23 protein-coding genes are annotated in these 17,027 nt (G+C 53.2%); 10 read left to right on the top strand and 13 right to left on the bottom strand.

The window, feature by feature from the left end; genetic code table 11:
• Positions 1-1,035 precede the first annotated feature (1,035 nt).
• Entirely contained in the window at positions 1,036-1,368 is a 333-nt protein-coding gene (locus C8E00_RS16360; protein WP_133698588.1) for a type II toxin-antitoxin system PemK/MazF family toxin, read from the bottom strand.
• A complete protein-coding gene (locus C8E00_RS16355) occupies positions 1,368-1,628 on the bottom strand; it encodes an AbrB/MazE/SpoVT family DNA-binding domain-containing protein (protein ID WP_133698587.1) in 261 nt (86 codons plus the stop codon). Before C8E00_RS16355 ends, C8E00_RS16360 begins: the two co-directional genes overlap by 1 nt.
• A gap of 212 nt (positions 1,629-1,840) precedes the next feature.
• Here C8E00_RS16355 and C8E00_RS16350 point away from each other — a divergent pair, with 212 nt between their 5' ends.
• Positions 1,841-2,407, top strand: a complete 567-nt coding sequence (locus C8E00_RS16350) for a tyrosine-type recombinase/integrase (RefSeq protein ID WP_243833217.1) — start codon at positions 1,841-1,843, stop codon at positions 2,405-2,407.
• Here the strand turns inward: C8E00_RS16350 and C8E00_RS16345 are convergent.
• Positions 2,404-2,862 carry a hypothetical protein gene (locus tag C8E00_RS16345; protein WP_133698585.1) on the bottom strand — a complete coding sequence of 153 codons (459 nt, stop codon included), beginning with the start codon at positions 2,860-2,862 and terminating at the stop codon, positions 2,404-2,406. The two genes, C8E00_RS16350 and C8E00_RS16345, sit on opposite strands and share 4 nt — an antisense overlap.
• 62 nt (positions 2,863-2,924) lie before the next feature.
• Positions 2,925-3,797 carry a replication initiation protein gene (locus C8E00_RS16340; RefSeq protein ID WP_133698584.1) on the bottom strand — a complete coding sequence of 291 codons (873 nt, stop codon included), beginning with the start codon at positions 3,795-3,797 and terminating at the stop codon, positions 2,925-2,927.
• Positions 3,798-5,080: 1,283 nt separating this feature from the next.
• On the opposite strand from C8E00_RS16340, the gene C8E00_RS16335 reads away from it, so the two are divergent.
• On the top strand, positions 5,081-5,632 hold the full coding sequence (locus C8E00_RS16335; protein WP_133698583.1) for a hypothetical protein: 552 nt from the start codon (positions 5,081-5,083) through the stop codon (positions 5,630-5,632).
• Between the two features lie 113 nt (positions 5,633-5,745).
• Here C8E00_RS16335 and C8E00_RS16330 read toward each other — a convergent pair whose 3' ends face one another.
• Together C8E00_RS16330 and C8E00_RS16325 are read right to left on the bottom strand one after the other, a co-directional pair.
• Positions 5,746-6,069: a hypothetical protein gene (locus tag C8E00_RS16330; protein WP_133698582.1), complete on the bottom strand. Its 324-nt coding sequence runs from the start codon at positions 6,067-6,069 to the stop codon at positions 5,746-5,748.
• Positions 6,069-6,302 carry a hypothetical protein gene (locus C8E00_RS16325; protein WP_133698581.1) on the bottom strand — a complete coding sequence of 78 codons (234 nt, stop codon included), beginning with the start codon at positions 6,300-6,302 and terminating at the stop codon, positions 6,069-6,071. The genes C8E00_RS16330 and C8E00_RS16325 overlap by 1 nt, the downstream gene beginning before the upstream one ends.
• A 578-nt stretch (positions 6,303-6,880) precedes the next feature.
• On the opposite strand from C8E00_RS16325, the gene C8E00_RS16320 reads away from it, so the two are divergent.
• Positions 6,881-7,087, top strand: a complete 207-nt coding sequence (locus C8E00_RS16320) for a hypothetical protein (protein WP_133698580.1) — start codon at positions 6,881-6,883, stop codon at positions 7,085-7,087.
• Positions 7,088-7,092: 5 nt separating this feature from the next.
• Entirely contained in the window at positions 7,093-8,067 is a 975-nt protein-coding gene (locus tag C8E00_RS16315; protein ID WP_133698591.1) for a DNA-methyltransferase, read from the top strand.
• Here the strand turns inward: C8E00_RS16315 and C8E00_RS16310 are convergent.
• Positions 8,059-9,219, bottom strand: coding sequence for a hypothetical protein (locus tag C8E00_RS16310; RefSeq protein WP_133698579.1), 1,161 nt, complete (start codon positions 9,217-9,219; stop codon positions 8,059-8,061). The two genes, C8E00_RS16315 and C8E00_RS16310, sit on opposite strands and share 9 nt — an antisense overlap.
• Entirely contained in the window at positions 9,209-9,481 is a 273-nt protein-coding gene (locus C8E00_RS16305; protein WP_208291954.1) for a helix-turn-helix domain-containing protein, read from the bottom strand. The genes C8E00_RS16310 and C8E00_RS16305 overlap by 11 nt, the downstream gene beginning before the upstream one ends.
• Before the next feature lie 1,281 nt (positions 9,482-10,762).
• Between C8E00_RS16305 and C8E00_RS16300 the strand changes: the two genes are divergently transcribed.
• The 3 genes from C8E00_RS16300 (at position 10,763) to C8E00_RS16290 (ending at position 12,748) form a co-directional block, all read left to right on the top strand.
• Positions 10,763-11,947 (top strand): reverse transcriptase family protein, encoded by a 1,185-nt coding sequence (locus C8E00_RS16300; RefSeq protein ID WP_133698578.1) that lies wholly within the window; start codon positions 10,763-10,765, stop codon positions 11,945-11,947.
• 14 nt (positions 11,948-11,961) lie between these two features.
• Positions 11,962-12,168, top strand: coding sequence for a retron Se72 family effector protein (locus tag C8E00_RS16295; RefSeq protein WP_133698577.1), 207 nt, complete (start codon positions 11,962-11,964; stop codon positions 12,166-12,168).
• A gap of 208 nt (positions 12,169-12,376) precedes the next feature.
• Positions 12,377-12,748, top strand: coding sequence for a hypothetical protein (locus C8E00_RS16290; protein ID WP_110691224.1), 372 nt, complete (start codon positions 12,377-12,379; stop codon positions 12,746-12,748).
• An 84-nt stretch (positions 12,749-12,832) separates the two neighbouring features.
• Here C8E00_RS16290 and C8E00_RS16285 read toward each other — a convergent pair whose 3' ends face one another.
• From C8E00_RS16285 to C8E00_RS16270, 4 genes are all read right to left on the bottom strand, one after another.
• Positions 12,833-13,156, bottom strand: a complete 324-nt coding sequence (locus tag C8E00_RS16285) for a plasmid mobilization protein (protein ID WP_133698576.1) — start codon at positions 13,154-13,156, stop codon at positions 12,833-12,835.
• A 221-nt stretch (positions 13,157-13,377) separates the two neighbouring features.
• Positions 13,378-13,728 carry a hypothetical protein gene (locus C8E00_RS16280; RefSeq protein ID WP_133698575.1) on the bottom strand — a complete coding sequence of 117 codons (351 nt, stop codon included), beginning with the start codon at positions 13,726-13,728 and terminating at the stop codon, positions 13,378-13,380.
• Positions 13,728-14,090, bottom strand: a complete 363-nt coding sequence (locus tag C8E00_RS16275) for a hypothetical protein (protein WP_133698574.1) — start codon at positions 14,088-14,090, stop codon at positions 13,728-13,730. The genes C8E00_RS16280 and C8E00_RS16275 overlap by 1 nt, the downstream gene beginning before the upstream one ends.
• Entirely contained in the window at positions 14,090-14,323 is a 234-nt protein-coding gene (locus tag C8E00_RS16270) for a hypothetical protein (protein WP_133698573.1), read from the bottom strand. Before C8E00_RS16270 ends, C8E00_RS16275 begins: the two co-directional genes overlap by 1 nt.
• Before the next feature lie 559 nt (positions 14,324-14,882).
• Here C8E00_RS16270 and C8E00_RS16265 point away from each other — a divergent pair.
• The 3 genes from C8E00_RS16265 (at position 14,883) to C8E00_RS16660 (ending at position 16,420) form a co-directional block, all read left to right on the top strand.
• The gene (locus C8E00_RS16265; protein WP_133698572.1) at positions 14,883-15,758 is read left to right on the top strand and encodes a replication initiation protein; all 876 of its coding nucleotides are present in this window, start codon (positions 14,883-14,885) and stop codon (positions 15,756-15,758) included.
• 69 nt (positions 15,759-15,827) lie between these two features.
• Positions 15,828-16,241 (top strand): helix-turn-helix domain-containing protein, encoded by a 414-nt coding sequence (locus C8E00_RS16260; protein WP_133698571.1) that lies wholly within the window; start codon positions 15,828-15,830, stop codon positions 16,239-16,241.
• 23 nt (positions 16,242-16,264) lie between these two features.
• Complete coding sequence (locus C8E00_RS16660; protein ID WP_166638351.1) at positions 16,265-16,420, top strand: hypothetical protein; 156 nt, start codon at positions 16,265-16,267, stop codon at positions 16,418-16,420.
• Between the two features lies 1 nt (position 16,421).
• Here C8E00_RS16660 and C8E00_RS16255 read toward each other — a convergent pair whose 3' ends face one another.
• The gene (locus C8E00_RS16255) at positions 16,422-17,015 is read right to left on the bottom strand and encodes a tyrosine-type recombinase/integrase (protein ID WP_133698589.1); all 594 of its coding nucleotides are present in this window, start codon (positions 17,013-17,015) and stop codon (positions 16,422-16,424) included.
• Positions 17,016-17,027 lie beyond the last annotated feature (12 nt).

The raw sequence follows: 17,027 nt of genomic DNA, 5'->3' as shown, positions 1-17,027 counted from the left end.
TCGCGGGTCAGGTGCTGACGGCCGCGGGTGGCGTCGTTGGCGGCGCGACTGCGCACTGTCCGGGTTTCAGTGGCTGGAGGCACTGTCGGGGCGGGGTGTCGGGGGCTGTCGGGCACGGGCGGGAGCGCTCCTGGTCGCGGGAACTGTCTGGGTTTCGATTGAAACCCGGACAGTTTCTTGTCGCTAATTACACTGCTGAATGGTCAATTTAGTGAACCACCTAACTAGGTTGTCGTGCTGTTAAGGATATTTCACTGGGGGAAAGCCATGAAACAGTAGGAATTTACTGATGGCGAGTACAACGTAGGCACTATAGAGGGAATGATTCTCCGAAAAAATGTAGCATATTGGGCTTGATTTATATGCCCACATGATGGCAACATGCTAATTGGACTCATTTTTCCTGAAAACGAGTCCAGCCACCTTGGCAGAGGTGGCTAGTAAAAAAGATAGGCAATATTGGTAAACGCGTGTGTATAGCAGTGTGCAGCTGCCTCACGCTGCCTAGTTGACCTGCCCTTAGGGGCGCGAACTATACGGCACCTATGGGAGGATGTCTAGGTCTTCTCGAAATGCTGCGCATCACCCCCCTGCTTCTTGGAGGTGCAGCATGAAAGCAAAAAAGACTGAGCGTGTCAGCGCTCACTCTCGCTTTCGCTTCGGCCGCTGGGAGAAGGTGTCAATGTACTACCGACGCCCTCCGCACCGATAAACCAACTGTCTGAGGCCCTTCGGGGCCTCTTTTTTTTGGCCTTCACCAACATACAACCTGGATACGGGTGAGTAAACACTGCTCCGTAGGCAGATAAGAGGGGGTTTTAGACCGCTGTTTTACACACACACATACACACACACCCTCATACACGCGCATAGAAGGCCCCACAGAGCCGAATTCCGGCTTTCCTTGCTTGCAGGGGGGGGGGAGCCCCAAACGCCCTAAAAGGGCTACTGAGAGGCCACAAGATATTTGTAATTTTTTGTAACAAGAGCGAGGCGCACCCTGACGTCCCTAATTTAGGGTCCCTACGGTAGGGTTCAGCTCACCAGGGTCGCCAGCCTGGCCAGCACGTCATCCATGATCTCCGGCGGCACGCTTTCCACCCACCGCCCCTGACGGGCCTCGATGTCCAGGGTGCGTATCTGGCTGCACAGCACGACGCCGGTGGTAGTCGTATCCGCCTCGGCCAGCGACACCGTGAAGCCCCGAGAGCGCGCGAAGCCACCTCCGTTGGTGATCGGCGCGACCAGGGGCGTGCCCATGGCGAGATTGAACGCGTCCGGCGATACTATCAGCACCGGACGCATGCCTTGCTGTTCATGGCCCCGAGTGGGGTTGAGCGAGACGAAATAGATGTCACCCCGTCGCATTACAGCAGCTCACGGCCAACGGGCTCAGCATCCAGCCACTCACGCTCGCCGGCGGACAGGTCCGCTGTGGTGTCGCACTGGGCCAGCAGCTCCTCGAGGGAGTACCGCGGCTTGGCCGGTTCTACGACCAGACGCCCGTGATCGATCTCGATCTCGATCTCGACTTGAGAGCCCGCATGCAGATGCAGCTGATCGAGCAGGGCCCGCGGCACCGCCATCATGACGGAGCCGCCGACGCGGCGAAGATTGGTGGTGCTCATGTTGACCTCCTACGCGGGTCGCGCCATTTAGTTATACTAAAATATAACCCAGCACCGCGCAAAGCGCAATCGGCCTTCCGACGCGCCTCCAAGGTCTGTCCGGCTTCCAGATAGAACCCGGACAGTCACCGCGACCAGGAGCGCCCCAGCCCGTGCCCGACAGCCCCCGACACCCCGCCCCGACAGCCTCGCCAGCCACTGAAACCCGGACAGTGCGCAGTCGCGCCGCCAACGACGCCACCCGCGGCCGTCAGCACCTGACCCGCGACGAGGTGCACCGGCTGATGCGCGGCGCGATTCGGCACAATCGTCATGGCCGGCGCGACGCGCTGATGCTGCGCCTGGCCTTCGAGCACGGGCTGCGGGTCTCGGAGCTGGTGGGGCTGCGCTGGTCGGCCGTCGACCTGGTGCACCATGAGCTGCGCGTCACCCGCGCCAAGGGCAGTCTCGACGGCACGCATCCCCTCCAGGGCGACACGGTGCGCGCCCTGAAGCGTTATCAGCGCGACAGCGGCCGTGCATCGGGGCTGGTGTTCGTCAGCGAGCGTGGGGCACCGATCAGCGCCGACGGCTTCCGGCGCCTGCTGCATCGCCTCAGCGAGCGGGTGTTGGGCGTGAAGTGGCATCCGCACGCACTGCGTCACGCCTGCGGCGTGCATCTCATCAACCAGGGCGTGGATCTGCGCACCGTGCAGCAGTACCTGGGCCACGCCAACATCCAGAACACGGTGGCCTACACCGCCCTCACCGGGCGACCGTTCGAGCGGCTGAGCTTCTAGCGATCGGGCGAGTCATCGGCGTGGCTGTCGTGGTCGCGCAGCGACTGCACCAGCGAGCGCAGGCCATGGGGATCTTCGTTCTGGGGCTGAGGCTTGGGGGGGGGCTGAATAGGATCAGGAGAAGGGGCTGGAAGCCTACGCAGCTGTGCGACTTCCTCGCGTAGCTGTCTGAGCTCGTCACGCTGTTCCTTCACGATCTCGAGGAGAGCATCGAACTTTTCGAGGACGTCGGGGGTGTCGGGGAGAGCTTCGGCCTTTGGTGTAGGGTTTTGTAGGGCGGAAGCTGTTTGGCCTGGTGGTTCCCCGTACACACGGATCATCTCGGACAGCTCGAGGACTTTTTGCCCCTTGCCGTTAACCGCTGCTGTGACGCGGCCTTTATCCACTGCCTCGTATAGCGTGGAGCGGTGTAAGCCGTACAGATTGGCCATTCGGCCTATGGTCAGTTGGGGCATGTCGGGCCCTGTCGGGTTATGTCGTCGGGTTGCCCGACAGTATGGCCTTTAGCGAGCAAAACTCACGCCTTAGCATTATTCCGACGCTTCTCAAGGATGCGATGTGCTGCATCATCGCGAGATTCCCCCGGGCGAGCTTGGGCATTGATAACCTCCATAGGAATCCCGTAGATCGATCCTGAGGCGCTTTTATTCCCCTCGCAGGCTTTGCCTTGCTCCTTTCGCTGGCGAGGCTTCTGGGTGGTTTTCCGAGCTTTCTCGCCGAAGGTAAACACCAGATGGGACACGCGGCGGCCGGTCTTGCGCTGGTCCCACTTCACCCACAGGGGGCTGTGCTCATTGATCTGCTCGATGGCGGGGGTGATTACCCACCTCTTAAAATCACGGATATTGGTGTATCGGTCCTCGAGCTGTAGAGCTTCGCGGAGCCACTCGATAGAGACCTCTCGTTTCCCCGTACCGCGCCATTGTGCAAGAAGCTCGTACAGCCTGATGGCGTGAGCACTACTCATCTTGGCCACATCGGCCAGGGCGTAGCGGGTAAATTGCTCGGTGAGTTGAGATAGGTAGGGGACCATATCTGTACCGAAGCGAAGGGCAACCGCCCCTTCCTTATCGCAGTACTCTACGGTCTGTACCCAGCGAGTTAATCTAACCCGAGTGCTTCCTTGGCCATTTGGAGCCTCATGGAGCGTCACACGGCGATCAAAAAGGCGTTCTGAAGCAGCTTTGAGGTTCTGATAAGCCGTGCCTAGCTGAGTGCCGGTCATCTCCGCGATCTGCTGGGCACTGATGGTATAAAGCTTCTGATCTGTTAGTGGCTCATCTCGTCGGACTTGAGAGATACAAGCTAGGATGATCCTTTGCTCATAGAGGCTAAGACGATACGAGGCTTCGACTAGCGCATTGGCTTTGTAGACTTGGGCATCCTGCATCTATGCGTTTCCTGCTTATTGTGTGAGTCCATTATATACCTCACACATAACCATCAATCCCTCCCGCTTTCAACCATCAAACCCTCCTCTTTTGACCATCAATACCTCCCCTTTTGGCCATCAATCTCTCCCTCCTTTTGGATAATAACTGTTTAATATCAGTAAATTACGACCCTTAAAAGGGGAAAAGGGGAAAAGTACAGAAAAGAGCGCATAGCGCTCGCCTACCCTCCGGTCGCTTCGCTCCCTCCGCCCCTCGCTACGCTCGGCCTAATCCCGTAAATGCCTCGACAAGTCGAGAGGGTGGGGGCTATCGAGCCGCTACGCGGCTGGCCCCCACCGATCGGCGATACCTGGCCGCTAAAGTGCGCCGCGCCTGCGGGCCGCTCCCCATCCCCGTACGGGAACGTTTGGGCCTTCGGCCCGGTTTATCAGGAAAGAGGGAGGGGCGTGGAAGTGGCGTCGCCGCCCTGATCATCCGCTGAACGCTCGGCGGCTTCGACCTGGTGACCGCTCGCGTTGCTCGCTGCATCCCGCTGACGCGGGATAGCCGGGAAAGAGTCCCGTTATTTACCACCCTGCTGAACTGGGTTTAGGGGTCGGGGTGAAAAATCGGAACGATTCAGCTCCCCAGGTGCGGCCCGAGATCGGCCGCCAGGTGGGAGCGCAGCGACCTCGGCGGTCGAGTGAGGGGCGACACCCGCCAACGAGCGAAGCGAGGCGGACAGGCGATAGCAGGCGCCTTCCGGGCACCGGGTGCGGAGCCCCTTTTGCCGGGTTTGGGCAACTGACGCTCACCGCCTCCGTTTCACTACCCAAATGAACACTATGAACGGCACCCACAGCATCAACAGCGGTATGGCAGCCTGCCAATAGGGCATTGTCATCCTGTATTCCCTCCATAACATGCCGAGTATAAGCTGAGTATAAACACCTCCTTATCGCCGATTGAAATCGACTTGATGTAGCAACCCTGATCGTTCGTTAGAACGGGGGATTCAAAGGGCTAGCCCTTTGGCACGACCGGACTATGCAACTAAGCGAAGCGCAGTTGTATACGTCCGTGGCGTGCCTTTAGTTGGGAGACTTCTTTATTGATCGCGAGGGAGAGGAGGAAAATACGTCTAAAAAGTGGTGAAAATATGATCTAAAAAAGGTGAAGAATGCTTCCCTAGGCTTGGATGTGAGGTATATAGGGTGTTATTTTGCTGTAAAAGTGGTGATAAATGGTCGAATTCGGTCAATCTGGGCATTGAGCGTGCAACCACCCATAGGAGGCATTGATGAATTTGGATGAAGTGTCAGTAAAGATTGCGAATTCTATACGAGAGAATAAAAAAACAAGAATTCGTGGTTATGTATCCTTTGCAGTGAGAAGTCATGCTGAAGAAATAAGGTTCATCCTCGATAGGACTTATTTTAAAATCCCGGACTTGTTTAGAAGTGTTTCCTCAAAGCTGGGTGAAGAGCCCTGCAATCATAGAAATTTCAGAACGCTATGCGATAAATATTGTGGTAGCGTCAAGCCCTTTGAAAGGGTTAATAATCATCCCAATCAGAGAGTTATACAAAACGAGCAGGATGCTGCCAGCTCGAGAGAAGATGCTGAAGTAAGGGCGGCAAATGCTGGCGTGTCTAACGACAGTGATTTTGAAAAACTAGGTGAAGAGTGGGATGAAATCTTAGAGAGCTTAGGCCCACCTAAGAAAAAGCAATTGCCGTTAGCTATTAAAGGCGGGCTAACGCTGGATGAAGCTAAAAACGCTAGAAAAACAAGCGCCAAACATTTGAAAGATATTATGACTTCTTATAGCCGCCGTGTGCGTAGATCGTGATCTTAGCTAGCATCAGGAACGCACCATTTAGGAAGAGCCACAGCCTTCTCAAACGTGATATACGCTTCTCTGGATGAGCAGGGAGGGAGTAAACGTGTACAGAACACAAGTCACTAGCGCTGTCGGCGCTTCCTGACGCGCTCCTGCAAGCGTCGCCAGTCGTCCGCCTGGACCCAGCGCTCGGCCCAAGCCAATAGGAGCTCGGTACGCCGGGCGTCGCTGTAGTCGTGAGGGTACTGCGTTAGATTGCTGGCGATTGCCAAGAGATCGGCCTGGCCATGGCGGACCTGCCAACCGTGCCCAGGTCCCGTGTGGTTCAGCACGTCGGCGCTGCGCTTCAGATCCAGGGCGGTCGAGGTGGGATCGAAGGCCGCGTCCAGCAGCACGCCCAACCACAGCGGTGCCTCCTTCTGCACAATCACGCGCTTCCGTCCCATCAGAGCTCGTCCTCGTTGATGAGGTCGAACACGCGCCGCTTGGCGTGGGTGAGGTCGTTCTTCTCGAGCACGTACCACAGGAACTCGCCGGTGCCGAGGCCGGTTTCCATGCTCACGGCGCCGCGGTCGCGCTCGTAACGGTAGAGCCAGCGACTCGGTGCCTTCCACTCGACGACGTTGCCGTCTTGGCTTTTGAACGACTGCTCGAGGTCGCTGATGCGGCGTAGGGCCATGGGGTACTCCTGGAGGGCTAGGCTACCTACCAGGGTAGTATAAAAGTGGGACTATGTCCCGCTTATTGAAGCAAGATAAGCCGCGTAATCTAACCTTGATGGTTATATCTTTCTCACAACTTTGTATCTTCCTCGCCCAGTTCTCTGAAATATATCAGGAGTATTGATTCGAAGGTAAGATCGGATGGAAGAATAGGGAACTTCTTCGCCAAGGATATCTTGAACTCCTTCTATAATCTCGCCTAAGCTCGCGTCTCCTTCTTTTGATGCAAAATAAGACATTATTGCATCTCTAATTTGTCCTGGTGGGCGCCTCATTTTAGACATTTAATTCCCTATTAGTTTGTCATTTTTATATATTATAGCCTCCGTGACGTCCGGACGTCAATAGAATTTAAGTATTGGAAAGGTTTTCAAGATTTTTAAAGGTGATTCCACCTGTAGTGCAGAAGAATCTGTCGATCTTCCAGATCGGCACGTATCCTGATGTGTCGACCATGAATACTGAGGAAGGTTGATTTTTCCGGAGCTACCAATTACCATAAATGCTGGTATTTATGGTAATTGGTGTGAGGCTCGTGACTGAAAAGCAAAGAATAACAGTTCAGCTTTCTTCGGATCTGTTAAATCGATTAAAAAATGCTGTCTACTGGACTCCGGGAATGACATTGGCATCTGCTATAGACATTGCCATAGAAGAAAAGCTTTTTGAACTAGAGAAAGATAACCACGGTGCATTTGAGCAAAGGCCCGAAGAGTTAAAAGCCGGGAGACCTATAAAGTGACAAGTATGCAGTCGAGCCTAGACTTAGACCCGGATGCGTCGCGGTTTCAGTCAGGAAGAAGTTTTGAGATAGATAAAGAAAAGTTCTCGTTAGACTATGATAGTCATAGTTATCGGAGCAGTCTTCTTATACATGCAGATTGTATGGAGTGGTTAGGCCGTTGTCCCGAAAATAGTATTCATTCTATTGTAACTGATCCTCCTTATGGAGTGAAAGAGTACGATTTTGATCAAATAAAAAAGAGAGAGAATGGCAATGGAGGAATATGGAGGTTGCCACCTGCTTTTGATGGTGGGAAGCGGAGTCCGCTTCCACGATTTACTGCTTTGAATGGAAAAGAAAGAGACCACCTTGAGAGGTTCTTTTTTGAGTGGACTAGGCTTGTTAATAAAGTTTTAGTCCCTGGAGCCCACGTTTTCATAGCTAGTAATACTTTCCTGTCGCAGTTAATTTTTGATGCAGTAATTGCTGGAGGATTAGAGTATAGAGGGAATATCGTTAGGCTAGTCACCACTTTCCGTGGTGGGGATAGGCCTAAAAATTATGAAAAAGAATTCTCTGAGGTATGCTCACTTCCTCGTGGAAATTTTGAGCCTTGGGGGCTTTTTCGAAAGCCTTTGCCTGAAAAAATGACCGTCGGTGAGTGCCTTAGAGAGTTCAACACTGGGGCCTTGCGGCGATTAAGTAAAGATAAACCTTTTGCAGATGTTATCTCAAGCGAAAGAACTCCTGAAAGAGAAAAGAAAATTTCTAATCATCCAAGCTTAAAGCCGCAATCTTTTCTGAGGCAGATAGTTAGAGCCAGCCTTCCTCTAGGGGAAGGCATCGTACTAGATCCATTTATGGGCTCTGGCTCAACTATCTCTGCAGCTGAAGCAATAGGGTATAGCGCAATTGGCACGGAGCGTTTCCAAGATTACTTCGAAGCCTCAAAAACTTCTGTTGAAAAGCTCCGCACATTGGATGCAAAATCATCTTAAGTAATCAAGAGATTCGTGGTTTGCGTCATGATTTTTGATAAATTCTAGCAGTCTAATCACAGCTGAGGGGTTTTGTTCTACATGTGATATGTAGTGCAGAACCCCTTTTAATGCAGCTTCCTGCTTAGTCCAGTCCCAGTAGCTTACCAGCTCCATAAGTTTTAGCTGGCTTATAGGTTTTACGCCGTGCTCTCTGATTTTATTTAAGGTTGATTGTTCAAAATCAAGTGCAAAAACGATACCGTTAATGTTATTCCCTTCGCAGTTTCTGCAGAACTCTCCAAGCTCTTTATCGAAATTTGCATTTGAAATGCAAAAGTCTTTCACCTCTGATGAGGTTTCTAAGTCTAGTCCGCTATAGCAATCTATATCCCCGAACCTCTTTTGCCTTGAAGATCCTGTTCTTACTTTATCAGCTATAATGGAAAGGTGAGGTCTGTCAGCAGTTAAGAATCCATATACTATTGCTTGGTAAACCAGCCCCCCGTTCTCTCCTTTTACTCCTCTCTCGTATTCGTTTATAACTTTATCGAAAATACGCACTCTGGGCACTTCTCTGACATAAAAGCTATTCTTTGGTAAGTTCTTTATTCCGAAGTCAATCAGCTCTTTGCATAAGGCATGCTTGCCAGGTTCTGACAGCATGAAAACGTGATTGAGCAAATCGGTATATTTTTTCCATTGTCCAGTATTGTATACATAAGCGCTGGGGTAGTCGCTTCTATCCATTGAGTGGAAAAGGTTAGCCACGCTCTCTTCTATTTTTCTTATCCCGTACTGCTTACCACTAAAGCTAAGCGTTAGAGTATTTGACTTCCTACTTCCCCTAGATTCAACCATTTCATATCTTGAAAATATGTCTTCTACGCTTAAAACGGGAGTGAATGATTTCATTTCCACATCATACTCTGATAGCCTTTGAGCTAATATAGAAAAATCTATTCCCAGGCCAAGTATGTACTTCATGAACGTGAATCTTTCTTTTATGTAGTTCTTGCAGAAGTCTATTATCGGAAGTTCTTCGAAAGATATGTCACCATTTTGATTATAACCAAACACCTCGTGAATAAAGCTGTCAGAGAGGCTCTTTTCTTTTTCAGTGTAATGCGTTTCCATTCCCTTGGACCCCCGGTTTAAAAATTTATATTTCACCTTTTTTTTCTGAGTTATCGGTGATTAGAGTTGCCACATCTACATCTAAAGCATGTGCAAGTGATTCTATGACGCCGAGTGTAACGTTTCTGCCCCGGCGCTCAATTAAGCTTATAAATGTTCTGTGCATTTTTGCTTTTTCGGCCAGCTTTTCTTGAGATAAATTGCGCTCTTCCCTCAATTTTTTAATGTTGCATGAGAGAATGGCCAGAAGCTCAGGGCTACAAGGCTTGTTTTTCGATAAACGCCTTTCTTCTGTCAACTTGGATGCTCCAGAATACTCTTCTCTTAAGAGATTCAAATTCTTTGCAGCTTATTAATCTACAGACTACTATGTACGTAAGCGATTTTTTGGATCGCGGTTGAGCCGAATCCCTGCTTTCCTGGCTTTGAGCGTAGGTCGAACTGGGCTTTCCTGAAGATGGGTGGGCCCAGAGGGAGCGGTCCTGTCATCACGTTTTATAAATGTGAAGTCTGGAAAGGTTTATGTATTTTTCGCGACATTTGTATATAGGTCACTCCGAAGAAGCATCCTCCCGAAAGGGAGTTTTTTCAGGATGCTGGTACTGTCTAGCTTCTGACTGGGAGATGAAGGGGAGGCGACAGCGCAGCCTGCGGTGCAGCGTTCCCACCTATCGTCGGGGGCGGCAGCCGGTGCCTGGGCCGGCCTGCTGTGCAACGTTCCCACCTACTGGCACGGCCGATAGTCAGGGCTCGTGGCGTATGGTTCCTAATAGACGGCACGACCATCCCTGAAATGACGTGCCTGGAGGCGGCTGATACTGTCTGGTTTCCAGCTAGAAGCCAGACAGTAACAGTTCAACCTTAAGGTGCGCCGAAAGAACGAACTATGGCTTGATATAATTCTCTCCTTCCAGACCTTTGAATCTCTGCATTGCAGGGCTTTTCATGCCGAAGCAGAGCAGCCACATATGCACAAACACCTACTAAAGTAGGTGTTTATTTTTTCATGCATGGGCGGTATAATCCCTTGCTAGGGACTGAAATCGGTCTCTCCGCTCTTTAAAAAGCATCTAATGTTTAGCAAAGAACCGAAGTCAAAAGCTTTTGCTATTGACGGCTCTATCAAAGAGCCTAGACCGGCCCCCCGGGGGTCCTAGGTCGCACGAACAGTATCGCGTGCCCAAAAGTGGGTTAGTCTGGCGACTGTTGTCTGGCAATGAAGTCTTATCGTCTTCCCTATTCCAACATTTATTTCTTTGCAAAGCACAACCATTGGTCTGGCAACTCTAGCCATAGGGGTTAGGGGGTGACAATGGGAGTAATGTAATGAAGCTAAAACTAAGCTTTAATGTGCGTCTAAACATTAGCTGTAAAGAGCCTGCGAAATCATCTAGAGATAGAACTTCGCAGGAAGGAGTTGGAATAGGTGGCAAGTTCTTCTCGATTTTCATGGGAGGAATTCGCATCGCTAAGTTTCTAATCTTGCTTTATGCCTATCACGAGCATCTCGTGACACCGCTAAGCACGGTTATTAACATGATTTGACGTAAGACTTCACTTTAAATATTAGGAATAGAAAATGGCTGACAAGCCATACTACCCCGGATCATCTGTTGCTCACATATCAACTTTAGCGGCCATGCTGGAGATCAACAGAGATCTTATAGAAAAGCATTCTAAAAACACATCTTCTTCTTACACGACATTCCTAATATCCCCACCTTCTAAGAAATCCCGGGAAGTATCCGAGCCTAAAGAATCTCTAAAGAAAATACAGAAAAGAATAAACAGCAGGATAATGAGCGAGGTCGATTATCCAAAATACCTCATGGGCGGAATTCGTGACACCGCTAGCAGACGAGATTATGTGAACAACAGCAAACTCCACCTCAAACCAGAAACATTGATAAACCTAGACATTGAGAATTTCTTCCCTAACATTCACAAAGAACACGTAAAAAACGTATTCAAATATTTATTTAGGTTTAGCGAAGATGTTTCTGAAACCCTTTCGTGTCTAACGACCTTGGAAGGGGTCGTGCCTCAAGGTGGATGCACTTCAACATATTTAGGAAACCTAGTATTCTTCAACTATGAATACGGGGTGGTTTCTAAGCTCCGGAGCAAAGGAATATCCTACTCCAGACTTCTTGATGATATAACATTGTCCAGCAAAAAAAGATTAACAGAAGAAGAAAAAACATGGGCCATAAGCCTAGTGGCAGGAATGATTAACCATTATGGCATGAATATGCATGATGGAAAAACCAGGATTGAGCACAGAGAATCTAGGGACGCCAAGTACGAAGTTACTGGTGCTTGGGTTCGGCACGGCGAGCCTAAAATAAGGAAAGACGACAGGAAGAAAATAAGAAGTGCTGTAAGAAAGTGCGAAATAATGTACGAAGAGTCTCCCTATAGCAGTGAATATCATAAGCAATGGAACAAGACATCTGGCAGAGTTGCTCAGCTAGGGCGCTTTAATCATAAAGCAGAAGAAAAAAAGCTAAGGGAACGCTTAAAAACAATATTACCCTTGTACGATGACGTATACTCAAAGACTTTATCTGTGAAGGTTAATCAAGTCGTACGAAGGAGAAGAAAAAACCAGATAAACATCGATAGCGTAGGCACAAGAAACTATATTCTCAAGCTATACCATGAGCTTGGGATCATGGCAAGAACAAAAAAGACTCAAGCTCGCAGATTAAAACAATCTCTGCGCGAAAACTTTGGGAATATAATATCCAACCCTCATTACTAGCTATCAGGTCAAAGATGAGTGAAAGAGAAAAAGGTTATATCCATCATTATAACCCGCTGAAGGGTTTTGGCTTCATCAGGAGAGAAAAAGGCAAGGATGTTTTCTTTTTCTTCAATGACTTCAACTCAGGGAATGCAGATATAGTTATCGGAGATAGCGTTGAGTTTGTAGTTAAAAAGAAAGACAAAGGCCCCAGGGCATATGAAATATCCGTGCTGTGAGTCTAACAATTTAATACTATCTTGATGAATTAAGCTTACACGGCTTATCTTGATCCAATAGGCGGGATAAATCCCGCCTATTTCGGTCGGACTGAAGCATCCGAGCACGCAGCCATGTGATAATCTCTCGCAAGCGCTGGTGACCTCGCCACGTTGCCGAGGTGGACGGCCAGCACTGTGAACCATCCCCCACGGAAGGAGGAGACGCATGCCCCCGATCCTCACCGACACCTTTGGCGGCCTATCCCGCCACTACTACCTTCGCCAACTAGCGTTTGGTGGCGGCCTCTCGGCTCTGGTCTATTTTGCGGCGACTCAAGGAGGGGGTGACTCGGTGCCCCTGGCGGTTATCCCCCTCCTCGCCCTCAACGCCTTGCTGTATCCCTACTCGCGCTTCGTCTACGAGCAGATCATCGGCTTCGTGATGGGAGACAACGTCTTCTACATCCCGCTCATCATCATGCTGCCGGTGAAACTCTTCACGATCGTGATGTGCTGGGGATGGGCCATTTTCATCGCGCCGGTCGGCCTGCTCTACCTCTACTTCCATCATCGCAAGGCACGCCGGCAAACCTCCTGAGCGCCGGCTCCGTCCCACGGCCAGCTTGCCTTGATCTAACTAGGCGTGAATTATTCACGCCTAGTTATGACCCCTCCCCTCTGGTCACAGCTCACGCCCTAGCCGGCGGATAGCGGCTTGCAGTTCTTGAAGCGTCTGCAGATACAGGCCGTCAGGATCCTCGCGACCTCCTTCGATGAAGAGGTGCTTCACCAGCCCGCCGAGACGACGCAGTTCGTTGATCGCTTCGTGCGTGACCACTGAGCGCACCGGATAGTCGAGCGCCGTACTCCGAACGAACTCGGATGGGCTGCGGGCATCGGTGGACTCGACCTTCTGCAAAATCCGCTGCTTCTCGTCCTCCGTGAGCCTGACGCTGAGGTGCTTATCCCGATGGACGGGGGCCTTCGATGGTGTGGGTGATGCCATGGTGACCTCGTGAGCGGTAGCGAATGAGGTAGGGGTCTCGGGGCTTCGCCCCGAGCAAGGTGCCAGCCCGGCAAGAGAGCGAAGCGATTGCAGCGGGCGCTAGTACACGAATGTGTTACGTGGGCATACCTTGTCCGGGGCTGCATTCCGGTTTGGCGCCTCACTTCACCGGCACGTTCTCAGCACGAAACCCCATCTGAAACGGACATGATGTCGGTGACTTAACGATCACAGTGCCGAAAGGGCAGACTGTCCGGCATCTGCAGCGCAACCTCGGCCTCAAGCAGCAAGTCAGTATCGGTTTCACCGCACTCCCGACGACGCTGCGCGGCCACGCTGGTGAGCAGCTCAAGCTCCACGCCACCCTGATCCTGTGCCGCATCGAGCAGCCACTCGATCTTCACCGGATCGGCACACAACAGGCGCACGCGATTCGGCTCCTCGAGCGCCCAACGATCCAGCACCCGCTTCGCGACAGGGTGGCAACGGTCGCCGTCCGGGTCGCGGTAGTGCCGCAACGATTCCGCGAGCAGGGGACCGCCGATGTTCCTCGCATACTGTCCGCTATCCATCATTCACCTCCGCGTTGACGCATCTTCTGGCGGCGCTTGCGCACACGCGCGGCAAGTCGCCCCCAATCCTCGGGCTGAATCCAACGCTCGGACCACGCCAGCAGGAGCTCCGCCTGGCGTTGGTCGCTGTAGTCTTCGGGGTAGGCCGTCAGGTCGCCGGCCAGGGCTAGCAGCTGGGTCTTGCCGTCCCGTGCCGTCAGCCGCAGGGCATCCCGCGGGCCGTTCGCCTGGCTATGGTGGTTGGCGATCTCGGCGCTGCGGGCGAGATCCAGGGTCCTCGAGGTCGGATCGAAGGCCGCGTCCAGGAGCACGCCGAGCCACAGCTGAGCTTCACTCGGGACAATTTCACGCTTACGGGCCATCAGAATTCATCCTCGTTGATCAATTCGAATACACGGCGCTTAGCGGTTGTCAGGTCGTTTTTATCGAGGACGTACCACAGGAATTCGCCGGTGCCGGGGCCGGTTTCCATGCCTACGGCACCCCGGTCGCGCTCGTAGCGGTACAGCCAGCGGCTCGGCGCTTTCCATTCGTAGACGTTGCCGTCTCGGCTCTTGAAGGATTGTTCTAGGTCGCGGATTCGCTCGAGTGCCATGGGGGTCCCCTTCACTAGGTTGATGCCTACTAGGTTAACATATATGTGTGAATAAATCACGCATAAACAAAGGGAAACGCCCCTTGCCTATCCGCATGCCTGCTAAACCAGGGCCGAAGGCCCAACTGTTCGTGCGAGGAAGTAGGGATCGGCCCATTGTGGTGTAGTGCTTTAGCGATCAGGCATCGCCGATCAGGGCGCGCAGCCGCGTAGCGGCTCGAATCGCGCCCTTTTCTCGACTTGTCGAGGCATTCATGGGGTTCAGGCGGCCGAAGGCCGGGCGGAGGGAGGAGGAACGACGACCGGAGGGCAGGCGAGCGCGTATGCGCTCTTTTCTGTCCTTTTCCCCTTTTCCCCTTTTAGGCTTTGTAAGTCACTGATATGCGTGGCTTTTTAGGACAAAAAGGGGAGAGATTCAGGGTCAAAAGGGGAGGGATTCAGGGTCAAAAGGGGAGGGATTCAGGGTTGTATAGGGGAGGGATTCAGGGTTAAAAGGGAGGGAATAAAGCCCTCCCTATAAAGGGACACTGTAGACATACTCCCTACTGGAGCCCCAAGGATGAACGAGCCCCAGGTTTACAAGAGCAATGCCCTGGTTGAAGCATCTTACCGCCTCACTCCCGCTGAACAGCGAATCATGCTGGGCTGTATCACCCAAGTACGCCGGGATCAGCCGCTCACCGATGAAGTGATGTATAGCGTCAGCGTGGCCGACTATGCCGCACTCGTAGGTACTGACTCTCACTCAACCTACAAAGAGCTAGCCGATGCAGCCCTCCGGCTGAAACGTCGAGAAGTGTGGTTGCGGGAATACCCCAATGGTCAAGGAAAGAGACCTAAGACCCTGGTGACTAGCTGGGTCCAATCCATCGCCTACGTCGAGTCAGAAGGTCGCGTCGAGCTGAGGTTCACAAAAGACATGCTGCCATATCTGACACAGCTTACGGAGCAGTTCACGCGCTACGCGCTCGAGGACGTGGCCAAAATGACCAGCGCCCATGCCATGCGGCTCTATGAGCTTTTGTGCCAGTGGCGAGGGGCGGGCGAGCGAGAGGTACCTGTCGCGTGGCTACGTGAGGCGTTCCAGCTAGATGGAAAGTACCCAGCCATAAAGGACCTAAAACGGTGGGTGATCGAACCGGCCACCGCACAGATCAACGAGCACAGCCCGCTATGGGTGAAGTGGGACCAGCGAAAGACCGGAGGCCGAGTGTCCCACTTGGTGTTCACCTTCGGCGAGAAAGCCCAGAAAGGCACCCAGAAGGCCTGCAAGAGGAAAACTAAGGCCAAGGGCGGTGAAAGGTATTCTAACGCCTCAGGATCGATCTTCAGGATTCCTATGACGGTTATCGAGGCACACGCTCGCCCTGGTGAAACTCACGAGGACGTCGCACTGCGGCTTCTTGAAGAACGCAAAAGCGCCGCTGAGGCCTGATTTTTCACGCCTCTCGAGAAGTTGAACTAGGATATCTGCAACAGCAGGCCTGCAACCAACTAGGCACCCATGCAACTAACCATCCCTAAAACGGCCAAACTTTACGGCAAGCATCGCTCTACGATACATCGCCATATCGATTCAGGCCGCTTGTCATGCGGCTTCCGAGGAGATGGAACTCGTATCATAGAGATGGCCGAGCTAATCCGATGCTATGGTGAACCCGAGCGCCTTCCGGACGATATGCAACCAGCTGCAACAACTCGTCAGGGGGATATGCAACAGGCGATGTTGCAGGCGTTGCAAGCCATGCATCAGGAGCTTGTAGCGCTGCGAGAAGAAGTAGCCCAGCTGAAGCAACTTCCCCCACCCACAAATGCAGACCAAGGTAACCCGGCCCCCTCGGCAGCCGTCCAGGAGACGGTCAGCGATCCCCACGGCCTCAGAGCGCTCGCCCGATCGCTGTACCAGGATGAGAGCTGACACGCCCTCGAGGAGGCCGCCAGATGCGCCCACCAGACCCACCCCGCGAACCAGACCAGGAGCCGACCGACGAGCGCGAGCCGCTGGAACGGTTGCGCGGCAGCGTCGAGGAACTGATCGAGCCGTTCGAGCCGGTCGGCGAGGACGATTGGGACGCCCTGCGCGATTCCTGCCCCTAAGCTAGAAGCTCAGCCGCTCGAACGGCCGCCCGGTCAGGGCGGTATAGGCCACGGTGTTCTGGATGTTGGCGTGGCCCAGGTACTGCTGCACCGTGCGCAGATCCACGCCCTGGTTGATCAGGTGCACGCCGCAGGCGTGGCGCAGGGCGTGCGGATGCCACTTCACGCCTAGCACGCGCTCGCTGAGGCGGTGCAGCAGGCGCCGGAAGCCGTCGGCACTGATCGGCGCCCCGCGTTCGCTGACGAACACCAGTCCCGCCGTCCGGCCGCTGTCGCGCTGATAGCGCTTCAGTGCGCGCACCGTGTCGCCCTGGAGGGGATGGGTGCCGTCGAGGCTACCCTTAGCGCGGGTGACGCGAAGCTCGTGATGCACCAGGTCGACGGCCGACCAGCGCAGCCCTACCAGCTCCGAGACCCGCAGGCCATGCTCGAAGGCCAGCCGCAGCATCAGCGCGTCACGCCGGCCGTGACGGTTGTGCCGCATCGCGCCGCGCATCAGCCGGTGCACCTCATCGCGGGTCAGGTGCTGACGGCCGCGGGTGGCGTCGTTGGCGGCGCGACTGCGCACTGTCCGGGTTTCAGTGGCTGGAGGCACTGTCGGGGCGGG

It is taken from the genome of Chromohalobacter marismortui (assembly GCF_004364315.1).
Classification (GTDB): Bacteria; Pseudomonadota; Gammaproteobacteria; order Pseudomonadales; family Halomonadaceae; genus Chromohalobacter; species Chromohalobacter marismortui.
The sequence above is the reverse complement of the archived record's forward strand: the minus strand, read 5'-3'. Positions and strand labels throughout refer to the sequence as shown.